Here is a 15,596-nt window from a genome sequence, read left to right as displayed (position 1 = left end):
TTTTTCATAATAAGTTTTAAAATTAAAAAATATACATATATATTTGCACCGTCAAACAGACTTAAAAACGATCACATTAATTAGAAAATAATGAAAAAAATATTACTAGTCAGCGCTTTGGCATTGTCATGCCTGTTTGCAAATGCACAAGATGGTCTTAAAGGAACTTGGTTTGTCGGAGGTCAGGTAGGCTTCGGAAGCGATAAGTCGTATACAACTTCTTCCGATCAAATTGTTGAAAGAAAAGTTAATGACTTCGCTGTAGCTCCTCTTGTCGGAACTTTTATTTCTCCTTCCGTAGCTGTAGGTGCAGCTTTAGGATTCGAATCGGGAAAAGTAAAAATAGCCGGCGTACAAACTGAGAAAACTACAGATATCGCCATCATGCCTTTTGCCAGAAAATACTGGAACATCAGTGGCGGACTCTATTTCTTCGGACAAGCAGCCCTTCCTGTTTCTTTCGGAAGTACTGAATATGGAAGCGGAGATACCAAACTGAAAGTAAACGACACTAACATAGCTGTAGCATTAGCTCCTGGTTTCGATTATATAATCAACGATTGGATCTCGGTAGAAACATCTTTCACTGTATTGAGCGCCCGTTACAATAGCTCTAAGCCTAAAGGCGGTGATAGCAGCAATTCTTTCAGATTCAATGGCGATACACATGGAACCGAAATAGGTGATTTGACTATCGGTGTCAAATTCTTATTCTAAGAAACACTCTGAAACTATATAAAGAGGCCCGGAATTTCCGGGCTTTTTTATTTTCTGAAATTATAAAAATTGTTTTATATGTATATGGGTACAAATAATTTATATATCTTTGTCTTCTCTAAGCAGCTTAATATAAACTACATCATCTTAACCAAAACATTTTTATGAGACAAATTATCAAAATTACCTTAGCTTCAATATTTTTGATTGTTGGCTTGTCTGCTAACGCCCAAGAGAAAAAATTCTTATTCGGAGTCAAAGCCGGATTCGCTTTTTCCGATCTTAGTGAGTATTCTTACGATACTAAAATAAAACATTCATTTACGGGTGGGCTAACATTTGACTATTTTCTGAATCGCGACCTGTACCTTTCTTCTGCTATCGAATTTGTAAACAAGGGAACTAAATACGATCTCCTGAATAAAGATGAAAACGCAGGCACGAGTTTAAGTATTAAAAAATCGACTGTGGCGGCTAATTATCTTCAGGTACCGGTGCATGTAGGGTATAAGTTTGACTTATCCCAAAAAACAAGACTGATGGTACAAGGAGGCCCTTATATAGCCTATGGAATTGGCGGACAAACAGAACTCGGAGACGAAGTTGTTTTAAAAACACCGGAAGGAACTATCTCGATGGGCTTAAATGATTATATAAAAATGATTGACGGTTGGAGAAGGGGAGAAGAGACCTTCAGCGATACGCATTTCCGTGAATTTGACTGGGGTATTGGTATTGGCCTGGGAGTAGAGTATGAACATGTGAATATCTCCTTTAAGTATGACTTTGGATTATATGATATATCACGAGGAGATGGAAAAGTGAAAAACAGGAATGCTTATGTCACTTTAGGATATAAATTCTGATCATTCTCTGATATAATAATAAAGCCCGGAAATTCCGGGCTTTATTATTTTTATTTCAGTAAGTACTGCTTGAAATCAGCAAATTCTTTACTCATATCTACGCTTTGTTTTTCCCCTTTCATAAAAGCCTGCAACTTTTCAGGAATAGCCACCTGCCTGCCTATGATGCTTTCTACTGTTTCAAGAAATTTGGCAGGGTGTGCTGTTTCAAGGAAAACACCTTTCTCACCCGGCTGCAATTCATCTTTTAATGCCTGATAACCGCATGCACCATGGGGATCGAGCAAATATCCGGTCTCATCATAAGTCGCTTTTACGATCTTCTTTATACAATCATCATTGTACCATTCTCCCGATATGTCTCTCTTTATCTCGTTCAATGACTTACCGTAAAGGTCGAGCACGCGGACAAAATTGCTGGGATTCCCCACATCCATGGCATTCGCAATCGTCTGTACAGACGGACGGGGATTATACTCTCCGGTTTGCAAATACTTATAGAAAATATCATTGCTGTTATTTGCCGCAATAAAACGCGTTACAGGCAGTCCCATGCGTTTAGCTATCAATCCGGCAGTAATATTCCCGAAGTTGCCGCTAGGTACCGAAAATACTACATTTCCGGCCTTTCCCTGCTTAGCAAGTTGAGCATAAGCATGGAAGTAATAAAATGCCTGAGGGAGAAATCTGGCTACATTTATGGAATTAGCAGAAGTCAGATTCAGCTTCCGGTTTAGTTCTTCATCCAGAAAGGCGGTTTTAACCAACGCCTGACAGTCATCAAATGTCCCGTCTATTTCTATGGCTGTTATATTCCGGCCTAATGTGGTAAACTGGCATTCCTGTATCTGGCTTACCTTCCCTTTCGGATAGAGAACATATACATGGATACCTTCCACTCCCAGGAATCCGTTTGCAACAGCACTGCCTGTATCTCCCGATGTGGCCACCAGGACTTTCACGTCTTTCTGCCCTTGCTTCTTAATGAAATAGCCTAGCAGACGGGCCATGAAACGCCCTCCCACATCTTTAAAAGCAAGAGTAGGGCCATGAAAAAGTTCAAGGCTGTATATATTATCTTTTACATGTACTACAGGTGTATCGAAGCTGAGGGTATCATATACGATACTCTTGAGCGTATCCGGCTCTATATCTTCTCCAAAGAAAGCATCGGCAACCGTATATGCTATCTCCTGAAAGCTCATATTGCCTATATTTTCAAAAAAAGATTGAGGCAATTCTTTAATCGTTTCGGGCATATATAGCCCGTTATCAGGAGCCAGCCCTTTGACTACCGCTTCTTGCAGACTGACTTCCGGTGCATTCTTATTTGTACTGTAATACTTCATTTTACATTAATTTGAGAGACAAAAATAATAAAATGAAAGAGAAGAGACAAACGAATAAACATTATATTCGAATCTCACTCTTTTGATTGACAAATATTTCGGACTGTTATTCATGCCAATCAGTAGTTGAAGTGATTATTGTAGGATAGAAACGTTCTATTTTTTTCTGCTGCACTTCGTTCCGCCAGAATGTTCATTTTGGCATTGCCCAAAACGAACCAAAAGGCTAGCACTCCTGTTGAGTCGCCTACGCTCCTCGATTTTCAATTCCTCGGCGACCCAAAACCGTTTTGCCGTCTGAATCAAACACACGGGCTATCGCCCCGTTTGATTCTACGCCGTCTGCAACGGATTGGGTACCCTGCCTGCGTCACTAATGCGCAAGGGCTGACGCACGCGGGGCTAAAGCATGAAGAGCCTCTGTCCTGTCGCCGCATCGCGGTAACGGCCTCATCCCGCAGGCGGGGCACCCAATCCGTAAAGCGGAGGTGTAGGGCAAAATAGGGTAGCTGCTATACACGGCTGATAAGCCAACTGAAAATGATTCCGTATTATTTTGCTCCACCGCAGCTGCGGTTTTGGGTCGCCAAAGGGATGCAGCCTTGATTTTTGTAACTTTTTATCAAGAAAAAGTTAAGAAAAACAAGCCGGCTGGCGCGTTAGAAAAAATAGAACGTTAAATTTCAACTACTGATTCACGTTATTTGTTACATTTGCATGTATAACAACAGTATAAGCCTTTGCATTGGAAAAGAAAAACTCGTCATATAATCAGATTCTAAAGTCTACATCTATTTTTGGAGGATCGCAGATACTCATTATCCTGATCGGCGTTATCCGCAATAAGATGATAGCTGTTCTGCTGGGGCCGGTCGGCGTGGGTATTATCGGTATATATAATTCTGTTATAGAGATGATACGCTCTGCCGGAGGACTGGGTATGGATACCACAGGTGTGAAGGAGATTGCGGAAGCGGATAGTTCCGGAGATAAGGAGATACTTTTCAAAACTGTTACCCGGTTCAATAAATGGTTCAGAGTAATGGCACTTTGCGGAGCATTGGCCTGTCTCATTTTCTCTTATCCGATTAGTGTCTGGGCCTTTGAAGACGGTCGTTTTACCTTTTACATCGCTTGCTTATCGGTTTGTGTATTCCTTGCGATACTGACTATGGGCAGGTCTTCCATATTGCAGGGGATGCGTAGAATTCCCGAAATGGCAAAATCTGCTTTTCTGGGAAGCTTCTTCGGGTTGCTTATATCCATACCTGCTTATCTGCTTTTTGGTCTGGATGGGATTCTTCCTGCTTTTGTATTTTCATCACTATTTTCATTTCTATGCGTAGAATTCTATTACCGTAAACTGTATTTCAAGAAAAGTGATATATCAAATAAAGAGGCTTTCGAATCGGGATTGAAAACTCTGAAATTAGGCCTTTTCATCGTTGTCGCCGGATTTATAGGTACAGCAAGTATGTTCCTCGTAAGAACCTTTGTTTCGCGGAGTATAGATATCGATGCAGCCGGGCTGTTTCAGTCGGCATGGGTGATTACAAATGTTTATCTGAGCCTTATTCTGCGGTCTATGGGATCAGATTTCTTCCCACGACTATCGGCTATTGCGGGAGAAGGGGAAAAAGTGAAGAAGCTGGTGAATGAGCAGAGTTATATTATTCTGGTAGTAGCTTCACCCATCATTGTGGGAATGTTGCTGTTTGCCGGCTTTGCCCTGTCTGTGCTCTACAGCTCGGAATTCGGGCATGCAGATGCCGTGTTAAGATGGCAGGTGCTGGGAACCTTTTTTAAGGTGCTGTGCTGGCCTGTAGCTTTTATTATGCTGGCAAAGAACAAAGGGACCGCTTTTTTAGCCACAGAGATTATATTTTATCTGGTTTACCTGCTGTCCGGTTATTTACTATTCCCGAAATACGGGCTTGAGGCTACGGGTATGGGCTATCTGATAGCTTATATTGTTTATCTTCCGGTAGTTTTCATCGTGGGTAAGACTATTTCGGGCTTTACATGGGATAGCAATATTATAAAGATGACAGTTATAAACATGTTGTTTATAGGAATAGCTTTTTATATAGCGCAATATTATGCCGGAGGATATGGTTTGCTACTGGGTACAGGAATCTTAGCCATATCGCTTGTATATGCGTATATTAAACTGAAAAAGGTATTCAGTATAGCGGAATTGCGTGATTGGTTCGGAAAGAAATAAGCGGAATTAGATTTTACCTTTTTCTATTTCTTTTACCCTTGGTATTACCAGGCTGTCTTCGATGAAAGTATGGGCTTCAAGTTCTTCCTCTGACATATACAGTTCGGTAAGGATGTTTACCATAAGCATCTGGTCTATGGTTCCGGGCAGATATTTCATCAGTATCTGTTTCAGATCGTTCATCTTACCCTCTATGTCGTTGTGCCTTTGTTCGAATATATTAATGGAATATTTCTTTTCTCCCGAATCGTTAATAAGGGAATATACATACGGGAAAACAACTTCATCTTCATACAGCATATGTTCTTCCACTTCCTTGGTATAGTTGTCGAAGAAGTTAAGCACAACATCTTTCAACCCTTTTTCGGAAGTGTCGAAAACAAGCTCCAGTTTACGGCGTATATTCGGCAGTCTTTTTTCCAGAAAATAGCTATGTGAGCTTTTCAGGTAACGGAGAAATGGTTCCAGGGGAAGGGCCCTGAAAGTCTCTTCTATATTGATGATGGATTTATTGGATTGATAGCTGGCAAGGAACAGGAAGCAATCGGTATCGAATCCGTTTTCTTTACAGACAGCATCTACACTCTTCTCGCCAAACCCCAAAGATATATTCAGACGGTTGAGCAACAGAAGAAGCCGGTAGTCGGCATCTATCAGTTCCGACATCTTCATTGATTTCTTAAATATAATAGTGATATTTTGCATGATGTTGAATTTTTATTCGTCCTGATACTTTATTTCGGATATATCCACAAGTTTGTTTATTATAGCATATATGGTTAGTCCGGATATACTGTGCACTTTAAGTTTGCGGGTAATGTTCCGGCGATGAGTTATTGCTGTGTGTATGGATATATTGTGATGCTCGGCAATTTCTTTATTACTCATCCCTTTTACTACGCTGATAAGGATCTCTTTTTCCCTGTCGCTGAGTTCTTCCTGGTCACTTTGTCCGGCTTGTTCTTTATTCAGGCAATTGAGCAATGTTTCCTCAATCCTTGATTCCGAATCGTTTATTTTGATAACTGCATCATACGATTTGTAAAACTGCTCATCAATAATATTATATACCAGAGCTATGATTGCGATATTTTTATTTAAGTTGAGTTGTTGGCGTATATCCTGCTTTGAGGTATGTCCCAAAAGCATCGGATTGATGAGTACCGCATCGGGGCGGAGTATATCGAGCTGATAATTGATATCCTCCATCTCTTTTAGTTCTACGACCTTTCCCACACTGGATAATTGGGAGAGAACATAGACCAACCCTTTTCGTATAATATATGATGTTTCGGCTACTGCTAATACTTTCTTTGTATTCGACATCTTTTATGACAGTTTCTTATATAGAATCATTCTTTATAAAGTGCAAATTACGTTATAAATTATGTTATTAACAAATGTTATTGGACATAAAGAATGTCAATAAAAGATAATATCTTTATCTATGTGTTTGAGAACAATATTTGTACTAGCTTTGTTTAGCAAATGGAAAATAAGTAGAATAGTGATAAATGGGATAATATGCTAATATAACAATTCTTGAATTGAAAAAGACCTCGTCAGCCTGTTTACACAACTACTTGTATTTAAAACTTGTAACCTGTTATTTATGATCAACTTTAAACAAATTACACTATCCGATAAAAAAGAAATAGATGCCTGTTTTTTCGGAAATATTTATCGTGCCTGTGACTTCAGCTTTGCTAACTTGTTTGCATGGAATGCCAAGTTTAAAACGATGTATGCTATAGAACATCGTACGATATTTCTTCGCTTTCAGGATTCCGACGGGCAACTTTATTATATGATGCCGATAGGCAAAATGCCTCTGAGAGACGCTTTCGAATTAATAATGAGAGATGCGGAGGACAATAGAATTCCGTTCCAGATGAAAGGAATCACGCTCCGGATGTGGGAGAATATACAGAAGGAGATGCCTGATAAGTTCCGTTACCTTCCCGACAGGAATAACGATGAGTATATCTACTTGTCAGAAAAGCTGATAAAATTGTCTGGTAAAAAGCTGCAAAGTAAACGAAATCATATCAACCGGTTCAAAGCGGACAATCCTGATTGGGAATACTTTCCATTGACCTCTAAGAAAGAGTTGGACGAGTGTGTGCGAATGCTTGATGAGTGGGAAGAGAAGTCGACCTCTGCGATTAATATAACCCAGCGTTACGATTATATAGCCACAAGGCTAATGCTCGAGCATTTCGAATACTTACAACTGCGTGGAGGCGCCGTGCGTGTAAATGGCAGGATTGTGGCTTTTACAATAGGAGAACCGCTGACTGAAGATTCATTTGTGGTACATGTGGAAAAAGCATTTGGTGATATGAATGGTGCTTATACTATCATCAATCAGCAGTTTATTGAGCACGAAGCCTCGGAATTTATGTATATCAACAGAGAGGAAGATATGGGGCTGGACAATCTGCGCAAAGCCAAGATGTCTTACTATCCGGATATTCTTCTTGAGGAAGGGATGTTGATACCGAAAATATAAGTTAGCCCCCTAATCCCCCGGAGGGGGACTCGCAGAGAGGGTAGGTAAGAAATTATGAATTTGAGAAAAGTTGTCAACTTTTGATAAATAATAAACTTTAAGTGATAGGTAATGATTTGTTTATGTGATATAGTTAAAATACCCCCTCCGGGGGTTAGGGGGCCCAGATGATACAATTTGCAAATGAACATACAATGCCGTTGGTTCGCCAGATGTGGAAAACGTGCTTTGGCGATGCTGACGATTTTCTGGATATCCTTTTCAAGTATAAGTATAGGAATGAAAATACGCTGATATACTTTGACGGAGATAAAGCTGTCGCTTCTTTGCAAATGCTGCCCTATACAATGACATTTTACGGAGAGGAAATTCCTTTTGCCTATTTAGCAGGACTGTGCACTCTTCCCGAATATCGCAGAAGGGGTTATATGGACCAGTTGATACACAGGGCACATTATGTGATCGGAGAGAGAGGAATACCCCTATCTGTTCTTGTGCCGGCAGAGGACTGGCTATATGGTTTTTATGAAAAATATGGTTATGAGAAAGTATTTGAAAAGGGAACTGTTCCGTTATATCCGTTAAAGAAAATACTGGAAGATAATCCTGATATAACCGGGGCATATAAAGCGTATGACGCATTGTTTCGCAATAAAGATTTTTGTGTGCAAAAAACATTTACGGATTTCAAAGCCATAGTAGAAGAGCAAATTATCGACGGATTTCCCGAGAAGTACGACATTGCGGGAATGGCACGGATAATGGATGCAGATTATCTATATGGTTTGTATTCACAAAAGAATTCTCATACCGATATGGAGATAAAAGACATCCGTTTTCTTTGTCGCCTGTTGTTCGGTTATAAAACAGATGAACTGGATAAACCCTTCAGGAGTCTATTCCCATTGCATCATCCTGTAATGAACCAGATGCTTGAATAAAAGATTTTTTAAGAACACCGGAATGATTTTTTAGGCTGATTCTGAAAGAAATCTACTATCTTTGGTACTTGATTTTTAATGCTGTATCCTGCTAATGGAAAATTTTACAATAAAAGATATTATTGATATCCTGTTGGTTGCAACAGTGATGTATCAATTGTATCGAATTGTATCGAGGTCCGGTACAGGCGCTATCTTTAAAGGTGTTTTGGCGTTTATAATCCTGTGGGTACTTATTTCGCAGGTATTGCAGATGCGGCTGATGGGGGCTATCCTCGATAAGTTTACCGACTTCGGGCTGTTTGTTCTTATCATTATTTTTCAGGATGAAATAAAGCGGTTCCTTATATCTCTGGGATCGAACCGTACATTCCGTTTTATAACGAAGATATTCAGATCAAAAGATATGGGGGAGTTAAACGATTCTGTTGTAACCTCTCTGGTGCTGGCCTGTATGAATATGGCTAAGACCTATACCGGAGCTCTGATTGTGATAGAGCAGGAGATAAAACTCGGTAATTTTGCCGATACCGGGGAAGCGATGGATGCTGATATAAGTACCCGCCTTATTGAGAATATTTTCTTCAAAAATACTCCTTTGCACGACGGCGCGATGATTATAGGAGGTAACAGGATTAAGGCGGCAGGATGTATTCTTCCGGTAGCCCAGAATCATGATATTCCAAAATCTTTCGGATTAAGGCACAGGGCGGCTATAGGTATATCGCAGGAAACCGATGCTAAAGTAATTGTGGTATCGGAAGAACGCGGTAAGATTTCATTTGTCAGCCAAGGTAAGATTGAAGCAAATATAACTCCTGAGAAGTTGCAGGAACTCCTTATTGGAAGTATGCGCAAGAAGAAAAAAACAAAAATGACAGGAAGTTAAGTTTAATAATAGGACTAAAATAAAAGGGCGTAAAAGTACCCACTTTTACGCCTTATATTTTTTTCTGGATTTATTATTTCTAATCGAACTCTCCCGGATTATCAGGAATTATATCTATCAGATAGATCTTAAATCTTAGTGTAGTATAAGCCGGAATTTTCACATTGCCGTTTGAGTCATACTGAGCAGTTGTACCATACCCAAGCTGGTAAGGAATAATTACTTCAACCTGCTCACCTTTATGCATATGTTGCAGCATTGTTCTGAATCCATCGATATGATTAGCTACCCGGCCACGCATAATGTAACCATTGTTGTCACTCTGAAAAACATATTTTGTTCCATCTTGTAAGAGAAAATTACCTTCGCAGCGATAAGCTACACTATCGGTAAAATATGGAGTTCCTGTATCTGTGACTTTAGTTGAGGCAGTCTTGGTTATTTCTGCATCATAATCATCTATATATTTAAAGTATATAGTGCCATTTTTACTTTCCGATTCACGGGACTGATATACCGATTTATCGATATCCGCGATCTGCTTTTCATTATACGCCTTCCATTCTTCATCTATCACTGTGTTATCATTATCAGTACTACATGAGATAAAAAATGCCAGTGAGCAAAATATGGCGATTAAAGCAAATAGTTTTTTATTCATATTTATATTGTTTTCAATAAGTTCTTCATACTTACCTTGTCGGCTATTATATCAGCCAGTCTGTCTATGGCTACGCGCTCCTGCTCCATTGTGTCGCGGTAGCGGATTGTAACTGTATTGTCCTCCAGTGATTGGTGGTCTACCGTTACGCAATAAGGAGTGCCAATAGCATCCTGACGACGGTAACGTTTACCGATGCTGTCTTTTTCGTCATACTGGCATTTGAAATCGAATTTCAAATTATCGATTATCTCCTGAGCCTTTTCCGGTAGTCCGTCTTTCTTTATCAAAGGCAATACAGCCAGCTTGATCGGAGCCAACGCTGCCGGCAGTTTTAATACCACACGGCTTTCACCTCCTTCGAGTTCTTCTTCGCAATATGCTGCTGACATAGTGGATAAGAACATACGGTCGACACCGATTGACGTTTCAATAACGTAAGGAGTGTACGATTTATTGAGTTCAGGGTCGAAATATTGTAATTTTTTACCTGAATATTGTTCGTGGCTGCTCAGGTCGAAGTCGGTACGGGAATGAATACCCTCTACTTCCTTGAACCCGAACGGCATCTCAAATTCAATGTCGGTAGCTGCATTTGCATAGTGTGCCAACTTATCGTGGTCATGGAAACGGTATTTGTGATCTCCATATCCAAGAGCCTTGTGCCATTTCATACGGGTTTCTTTCCATTTGGCAAACCATTCCAGTTCTTCTCCCGGGCGAACAAAGAACTGCATTTCCATCTGTTCGAACTCGCGCATACGGAAAATAAACTGGCGTGCAACGATTTCATTGCGGAAAGCTTTACCTATTTGCGCTATACCAAACGGTATCTTCATCCGCCCTGTTTTCTGTACATTCAGGAAGTTTACAAAGATACCCTGTGCCGTTTCGGGGCGCAGGTATACTTTCATTGCACCATCGGCAGTAGAACCCATTTCGGTAGCAAACATCAGGTTAAACTGACGTACATCGGTCCAGTTACGTGTTCCGCTGATAGGATCTACTATTTCGCAATCGATGATAATCTGGCGAAGTTCCTCCAGATTACTATCGTTTAATGCTTTTGCAAAGCGGGTATGTACCTCGTCGCGTTTCGCCTGATTTTCGAGTATGCGAGGATTTGTCTGGCGAAACATGGCTTCATCGAAGCTGTCGCCGAATCTTTTTGCTGCCTTCTCTACTTCTTTGTTTATCTTATCGTCGATCTTTGCCATGTACTCTTCTATCAATACATCGGCACGATAACGTTTTTTACTGTCTTTGTTGTCGATCAAAGGATCGTTGAAAGCATCCACATGTCCCGAAGCTTTCCAGATGGTAGGGTGCATAAAGATGGCGGAGTCGATACCTACTACATTTTCGTGTAGCAAGACCATGCTGTCCCACCAGTATTTCTTAATATTGTTTTTCAGCTCCACACCCATTTGCCCGTAATCGTACACGGCGCTTAAACCATCATATATTTCGCTGGACTGAAATACAAAACCATACTCTTTGCAGTGTGAAACTATCTTCTTAAAAACATCTTCTGACATATCCCTTCAACTCGTTTTATGTTTGTTTTATATGTAATTGAATAAGTTGCACAAAGTAAACACTTTTTTTTGATATAGAAGGGCGTGGCATATCACTTATAGAATAATTAAAGATTGAATATTATGATTTTTTATTAAGCATACTTCTCCATACTCTAATTTTTGTGAGAGGAGAAGGCCTAAATATGCAGAGGCGATAATATAAATAAAGAATCCGTATTTTTAAACTAATCTGTTTCTTACGATGTTTAATCACCATGAAATATAGAAATATGCGAGGAGAAAAGAAAAAATGCCTCAATTGCGGGAATGAGGTAACAGATAATTATTGCGGTATCTGCGGACAATCGGTGCATACATCACGAATTACACTTCTTCATCTTGTCGAAGAACTGCAATATGGATTGCTACATATAAATAAGGGATTGCTTTATACGGTGAAAGAACTTCTTGTCAGACCGGGAAACACAATGAAGAATTATCTGGCAGGGAAGAGAGTTAAATATATGAAGCCATTCCTCTTCCTTATTGTATGGGGGTTGATTTATAGTATTGTTTTCCATTTCTTCCGTTTCTTTCCCATGAAAGAGATGAATAACCCCGGTAATGAGGTTCTTGGATATATACCGCTTTATGATTTGTATTCGGCCCATTATTCACTGGCCGTGTTGGTGACATTGCCTTTTTTTGCTCTGTCTACCTATTTTCTTTTTTATAAGAGCGGGTATAATTACACGGAGCATCTGGTGATATTCTCATATATTAATGGAGCAAAAACTGTTATTTTGCTATTATTCTATCCTTTAATATGTTTTACAAAATCAGCTGAGATTTATCATATTGTGCATATACTAGCCTCTATATATGTTATATGGGGGCTGAGTCAGTTTTTCAAATCGTCTTCATGGCTTAAAGTTGTGGGAAAAGTATTGTTGAGCTTTGTTTTTACTTATATCCTGCTCGTTATCATAATAACCGTTGTTTTCGAAGTCTTTAAGTTTTATAATATACAGCTGTAACTGAAATCCGGCACAATGGTTATTCCCTTCATCTCTTTTTATAGAATTTTCTTCATATCCCTTTAACGAATTTGCTCTCTTTATCACTCTATAAAGAAATACTAAAAAAAGCGTTACCTTCGTTTTTTATATAAAATAAGATATTTAATGAGGCATCTGTATCTGTTTATTTTATTTATGATAAGTCTCTCTTCCCTTGCTCAGACAGGAAAGACGGAGGTCAGGGGCTATATACAAGGTGCCATATTTGACGAGAAAACGAAAGAGCCGATCGCATCCGCAACCATTCGTTTGTTAAATAAGAGTGATAGCTCTTATATACAGGGTGTTGCGTCGAATGATAAAGGCGAGTTCAGACTTTCGGCTCCTCCACGTAAATATATACTTGAAGTCTCATTTATAGGATATAAGACTTTTTTACAAAATTTTAATACTACTGTTAAAAATCCGGATTATTCGACAGGAGATATTTATTTGGAAGAGAATACGATCGAATTAGGCGCTGCTGTAGTGGAAGCCCAAGTTCCCGGTATCCTGGTGAGAGGCGACACTATCGAATACAATGCAGGTTCATACTCATCGCAGGAAAGTGATATGTTGCAGGATATGTTAAAGAATATCCCCGGAGTAGAGGTGGATGCTAATGGGAATATTACAGCTAACGGGAAGGCTATAAGTAAAATATTGGTGGATGGCAAAGAGTTTTTCGGGAATGATATACCAATGGCTCTCGCCAATCTGCCTGCCAATATGATAAAAAAACTACAGCTATACAAGGAACAATCCGAAACGGCGAAAGTGACAGGATTCAGGGATAAAGACCCCGAACAGGTACTTAATCTGGTTGTAAAAGAAGAACTGAAGCAAAGTACTTTCGGCGATGTCAAAGGCGGATACGGTAGTGACGATAAATACGCCAATAAGGTACTGGTAAATCACATGCGGGGCGATAATCAGCTTTCCTTTGTGGGTGATATGAATAATGTGAGTGATGATGAGTATATGTCGGGGATGGACAATGGCATAGATAAGAATAAGAATGTGGGAGTGAATGCTTATGTGCAAGTGTCGGAGAAATTTAAAATAGGGGGAAATGTAAGGTACTCTGACAACGAGAACCTGATGGAAACCAAAACGAATACCCAGACGTTCCTCTCTACTGGCGACCGTTTGGCAAAACAGGATATGTCATCGACCAACAAGCGGGATAATATGAATGTGGGAATGAATATACAATGGAAACCTGATACTCTTACTACTATTTTTGCCCGTTCGTACATCAACTTCAATAATACAGAGAGTGATCAAACGTCGACAAACTTCTCTTATGTGGCAGAAAAGGATACAACCTCCGGACAATCCACCAATCGGTCGAAAGGAGACGGATACAGTATAAATAATTACTTTACCGTTGGCCGTAAACTGAACAATAAAGGGCGGACTGTCAGTTTGTCCTTTAACAACTCACTACGAAAAGAGAATAGTAAAGGGACCAATTATTCCTATACAACTTATACGGGAGATGTGGAAGATAAGGTAATAGACCAACGCACCAATACCGACAATAACTCCAATAGCTACAATATATCTATGTCTTATGTAGAGCCGCTTGGAAAGGATTACCGTTTACAATTATCATACTCTTACGGATTGAATGACTCGGAGCGGATGCGGGATGTGCGAAAAAGAGATGCTGAAGGTAACTATACTCTTATAGATTCGGCTTATGCACGAAATACGGAGAATACATATATCAATCAGAACATCAGCCTCAATTTTCAGGCTACAAAAGAAAAATACAGGTATACTATTGGTTTTAGTGTAGATCCTTCACGTTCCCGCAGTAAAATCAGCCTTGGCGATTCTATTATCGAAAATTTGAGGCAGAGTGTAGTAAACTTTTCTCCCAGCCTCAATTTTTCCTATACTCCGAATGAAAGGACAAATATAGATTTCAATTATTCGGGTTCTACAGGTCAGCCGGGAATCAGTCAGCTTTCGGCCGATACGGTAATTGTAAACGCCTTGTCGAAATATTACGGGAATCCGAACCTGAAACCCAGTTACAGTAATAATTTAAATGTCTTTTATCAGAAATCGGACTATGAGACAAGCCGTTTCCTGATGCTTATGGGCGGATTTAATTATACATTCAACAATATTGTAGATTATACATTGATAGATGAACAGGGGAATAGCATTAATACATACAGGAATGTAAGTGGAAATATGGGAGCAAACATAAACTTTATGTATAATACACCCCTGAAAAACAAGAAATTCACTGTTACCAATAATTCGACGGGGAATTATTATAAGAATATAGGGTACACCAATGGTGAAAAAGCTATAACCCATAATGTAGTACTTGCAGAACAAGTATCTGTCAGATTTAAGAACGATAAGTTTGAAACCAATCTGCGGGCGGGTGTATCGTATAATATGACAAGGAATAATCTGACCGATTTGCAAGATAGGAATACGACGAATTATACGCTCAATCATTTTGCCATGTGGAGGCTTCCGTATGACTTTATTCTTACCAGTAGTATTAATTATTCTTATTATTCGGGATACGAAGATGACTTCAAAAATAGTGAGATGTTATGGAATGCATCCATTGCAAAACAATTCCTGAAAAAGAAAAGGGGTACGATAAAAGCACAGGTTTTCGATATACTGAACGACAGGAATAATATTACCCGTTATGTAAGTGGCAACTATATGTCCGATTCACGCTCGAATACAATAAACCAGTATTTCCTGCTGACTTTCTCTTATAAATTCAATATAATTAAGGGGAAGAAGGGGGTAGATGAAGCAGACGAAGTATATGAGGGTGGATATTATTAGGACTAATAAAAGTAATGTGTAGACAAA

General features: G+C 39.4%; 13 protein-coding genes. 8 read left to right on the top strand and 5 right to left on the bottom strand.

Going from position 1 to position 15,596, the window contains the following annotated elements; all coding sequences use genetic code 11:
• The first annotated feature begins 90 nt into the window (after window positions 1–90).
• Complete coding sequence (locus tag HMPREF9455_RS13670) at window positions 91–717, top strand: outer membrane beta-barrel protein (protein WP_006800303.1); 627 nt, start codon at window positions 91–93, stop codon at window positions 715–717.
• A 164-nt stretch (window positions 718–881) separates the two neighbouring features.
• The gene (locus tag HMPREF9455_RS13665) at window positions 882–1,583 is read left to right on the top strand and encodes a porin family protein (RefSeq protein ID WP_006800301.1); all 702 of its coding nucleotides are present in this window, start codon (window positions 882–884) and stop codon (window positions 1,581–1,583) included.
• A gap of 50 nt (window positions 1,584–1,633) precedes the next feature.
• Here the strand turns inward: HMPREF9455_RS13665 and thrC are convergent, their stop codons facing one another.
• Window positions 1,634–2,932, bottom strand: a complete 1,299-nt coding sequence (gene thrC / locus HMPREF9455_RS13660; RefSeq protein WP_006800300.1) for a threonine synthase — start codon at window positions 2,930–2,932, stop codon at window positions 1,634–1,636.
• A gap of 745 nt (window positions 2,933–3,677) precedes the next feature.
• Here thrC and HMPREF9455_RS13655 point away from each other — a divergent pair.
• Entirely contained in the window at window positions 3,678–5,156 is a 1,479-nt protein-coding gene (locus HMPREF9455_RS13655) for an O-antigen translocase (RefSeq protein ID WP_006800299.1), read from the top strand.
• A 6-nt stretch (window positions 5,157–5,162) separates the two neighbouring features.
• On the opposite strand, the gene HMPREF9455_RS13650 is transcribed toward HMPREF9455_RS13655, so the two are convergent.
• The gene (locus tag HMPREF9455_RS13650) at window positions 5,163–5,861 is read right to left on the bottom strand and encodes a hemerythrin domain-containing protein (RefSeq protein WP_006800298.1); all 699 of its coding nucleotides are present in this window, start codon (window positions 5,859–5,861) and stop codon (window positions 5,163–5,165) included.
• A 12-nt stretch (window positions 5,862–5,873) separates the two neighbouring features.
• Complete coding sequence (locus HMPREF9455_RS13645; RefSeq protein ID WP_006800297.1) at window positions 5,874–6,482, bottom strand: helix-turn-helix transcriptional regulator; 609 nt, start codon at window positions 6,480–6,482, stop codon at window positions 5,874–5,876.
• Between the two features lie 286 nt (window positions 6,483–6,768).
• On the opposite strand from HMPREF9455_RS13645, the gene HMPREF9455_RS13640 reads away from it, so the two are divergent.
• From HMPREF9455_RS13640 to cdaA, 3 genes are all read left to right on the top strand, one after another.
• Entirely contained in the window at window positions 6,769–7,668 is a 900-nt protein-coding gene (locus HMPREF9455_RS13640) for a DUF2156 domain-containing protein (protein ID WP_006800296.1), read from the top strand.
• Between the two features lie 167 nt (window positions 7,669–7,835).
• Window positions 7,836–8,609, top strand: a complete 774-nt coding sequence (locus HMPREF9455_RS13635) for a GNAT family N-acetyltransferase (protein ID WP_006800295.1) — start codon at window positions 7,836–7,838, stop codon at window positions 8,607–8,609.
• Between the two features lie 94 nt (window positions 8,610–8,703).
• Window positions 8,704–9,498, top strand: a complete 795-nt coding sequence (cdaA, locus tag HMPREF9455_RS13630) for a diadenylate cyclase CdaA (RefSeq protein WP_006800294.1) — start codon at window positions 8,704–8,706, stop codon at window positions 9,496–9,498.
• A 79-nt stretch (window positions 9,499–9,577) separates the two neighbouring features.
• On the opposite strand, the gene bamJ is transcribed toward cdaA, so the two are convergent.
• Both bamJ and HMPREF9455_RS13620 read right to left on the bottom strand, forming a co-directional pair.
• The gene (gene bamJ / locus HMPREF9455_RS13625) at window positions 9,578–10,159 is read right to left on the bottom strand and encodes a BamJ family beta-barrel-assembly machinery protein (RefSeq protein ID WP_006800293.1); all 582 of its coding nucleotides are present in this window, start codon (window positions 10,157–10,159) and stop codon (window positions 9,578–9,580) included.
• A gap of 2 nt (window positions 10,160–10,161) precedes the next feature.
• A complete protein-coding gene (locus HMPREF9455_RS13620) occupies window positions 10,162–11,697 on the bottom strand; it encodes a glycine--tRNA ligase (RefSeq protein ID WP_006800292.1) in 1,536 nt (511 codons plus the stop codon).
• Between the two features lie 257 nt (window positions 11,698–11,954).
• Between HMPREF9455_RS13620 and HMPREF9455_RS13615 the strand changes: the two genes are divergently transcribed.
• Window positions 11,955–12,716: a DUF3667 domain-containing protein gene (locus HMPREF9455_RS13615; RefSeq protein ID WP_006800291.1), complete on the top strand. Its 762-nt coding sequence runs from the start codon at window positions 11,955–11,957 to the stop codon at window positions 12,714–12,716.
• 147 nt (window positions 12,717–12,863) lie between these two features.
• Window positions 12,864–15,569, top strand: coding sequence for an outer membrane beta-barrel protein (locus tag HMPREF9455_RS13610; RefSeq protein WP_006800290.1), 2,706 nt, complete (start codon window positions 12,864–12,866; stop codon window positions 15,567–15,569).
• The last annotated feature ends 27 nt before the right edge of the window (window positions 15,570–15,596 follow it).

It is taken from the genome of Dysgonomonas gadei ATCC BAA-286, assembly GCF_000213555.1.
Lineage (GTDB): Bacteria > Bacteroidota > Bacteroidia > Bacteroidales > Dysgonomonadaceae > Dysgonomonas > Dysgonomonas gadei.
The sequence above is the reverse complement of the archived record's forward strand: the minus strand, read 5'-3'. Positions and strand labels throughout refer to the sequence as shown.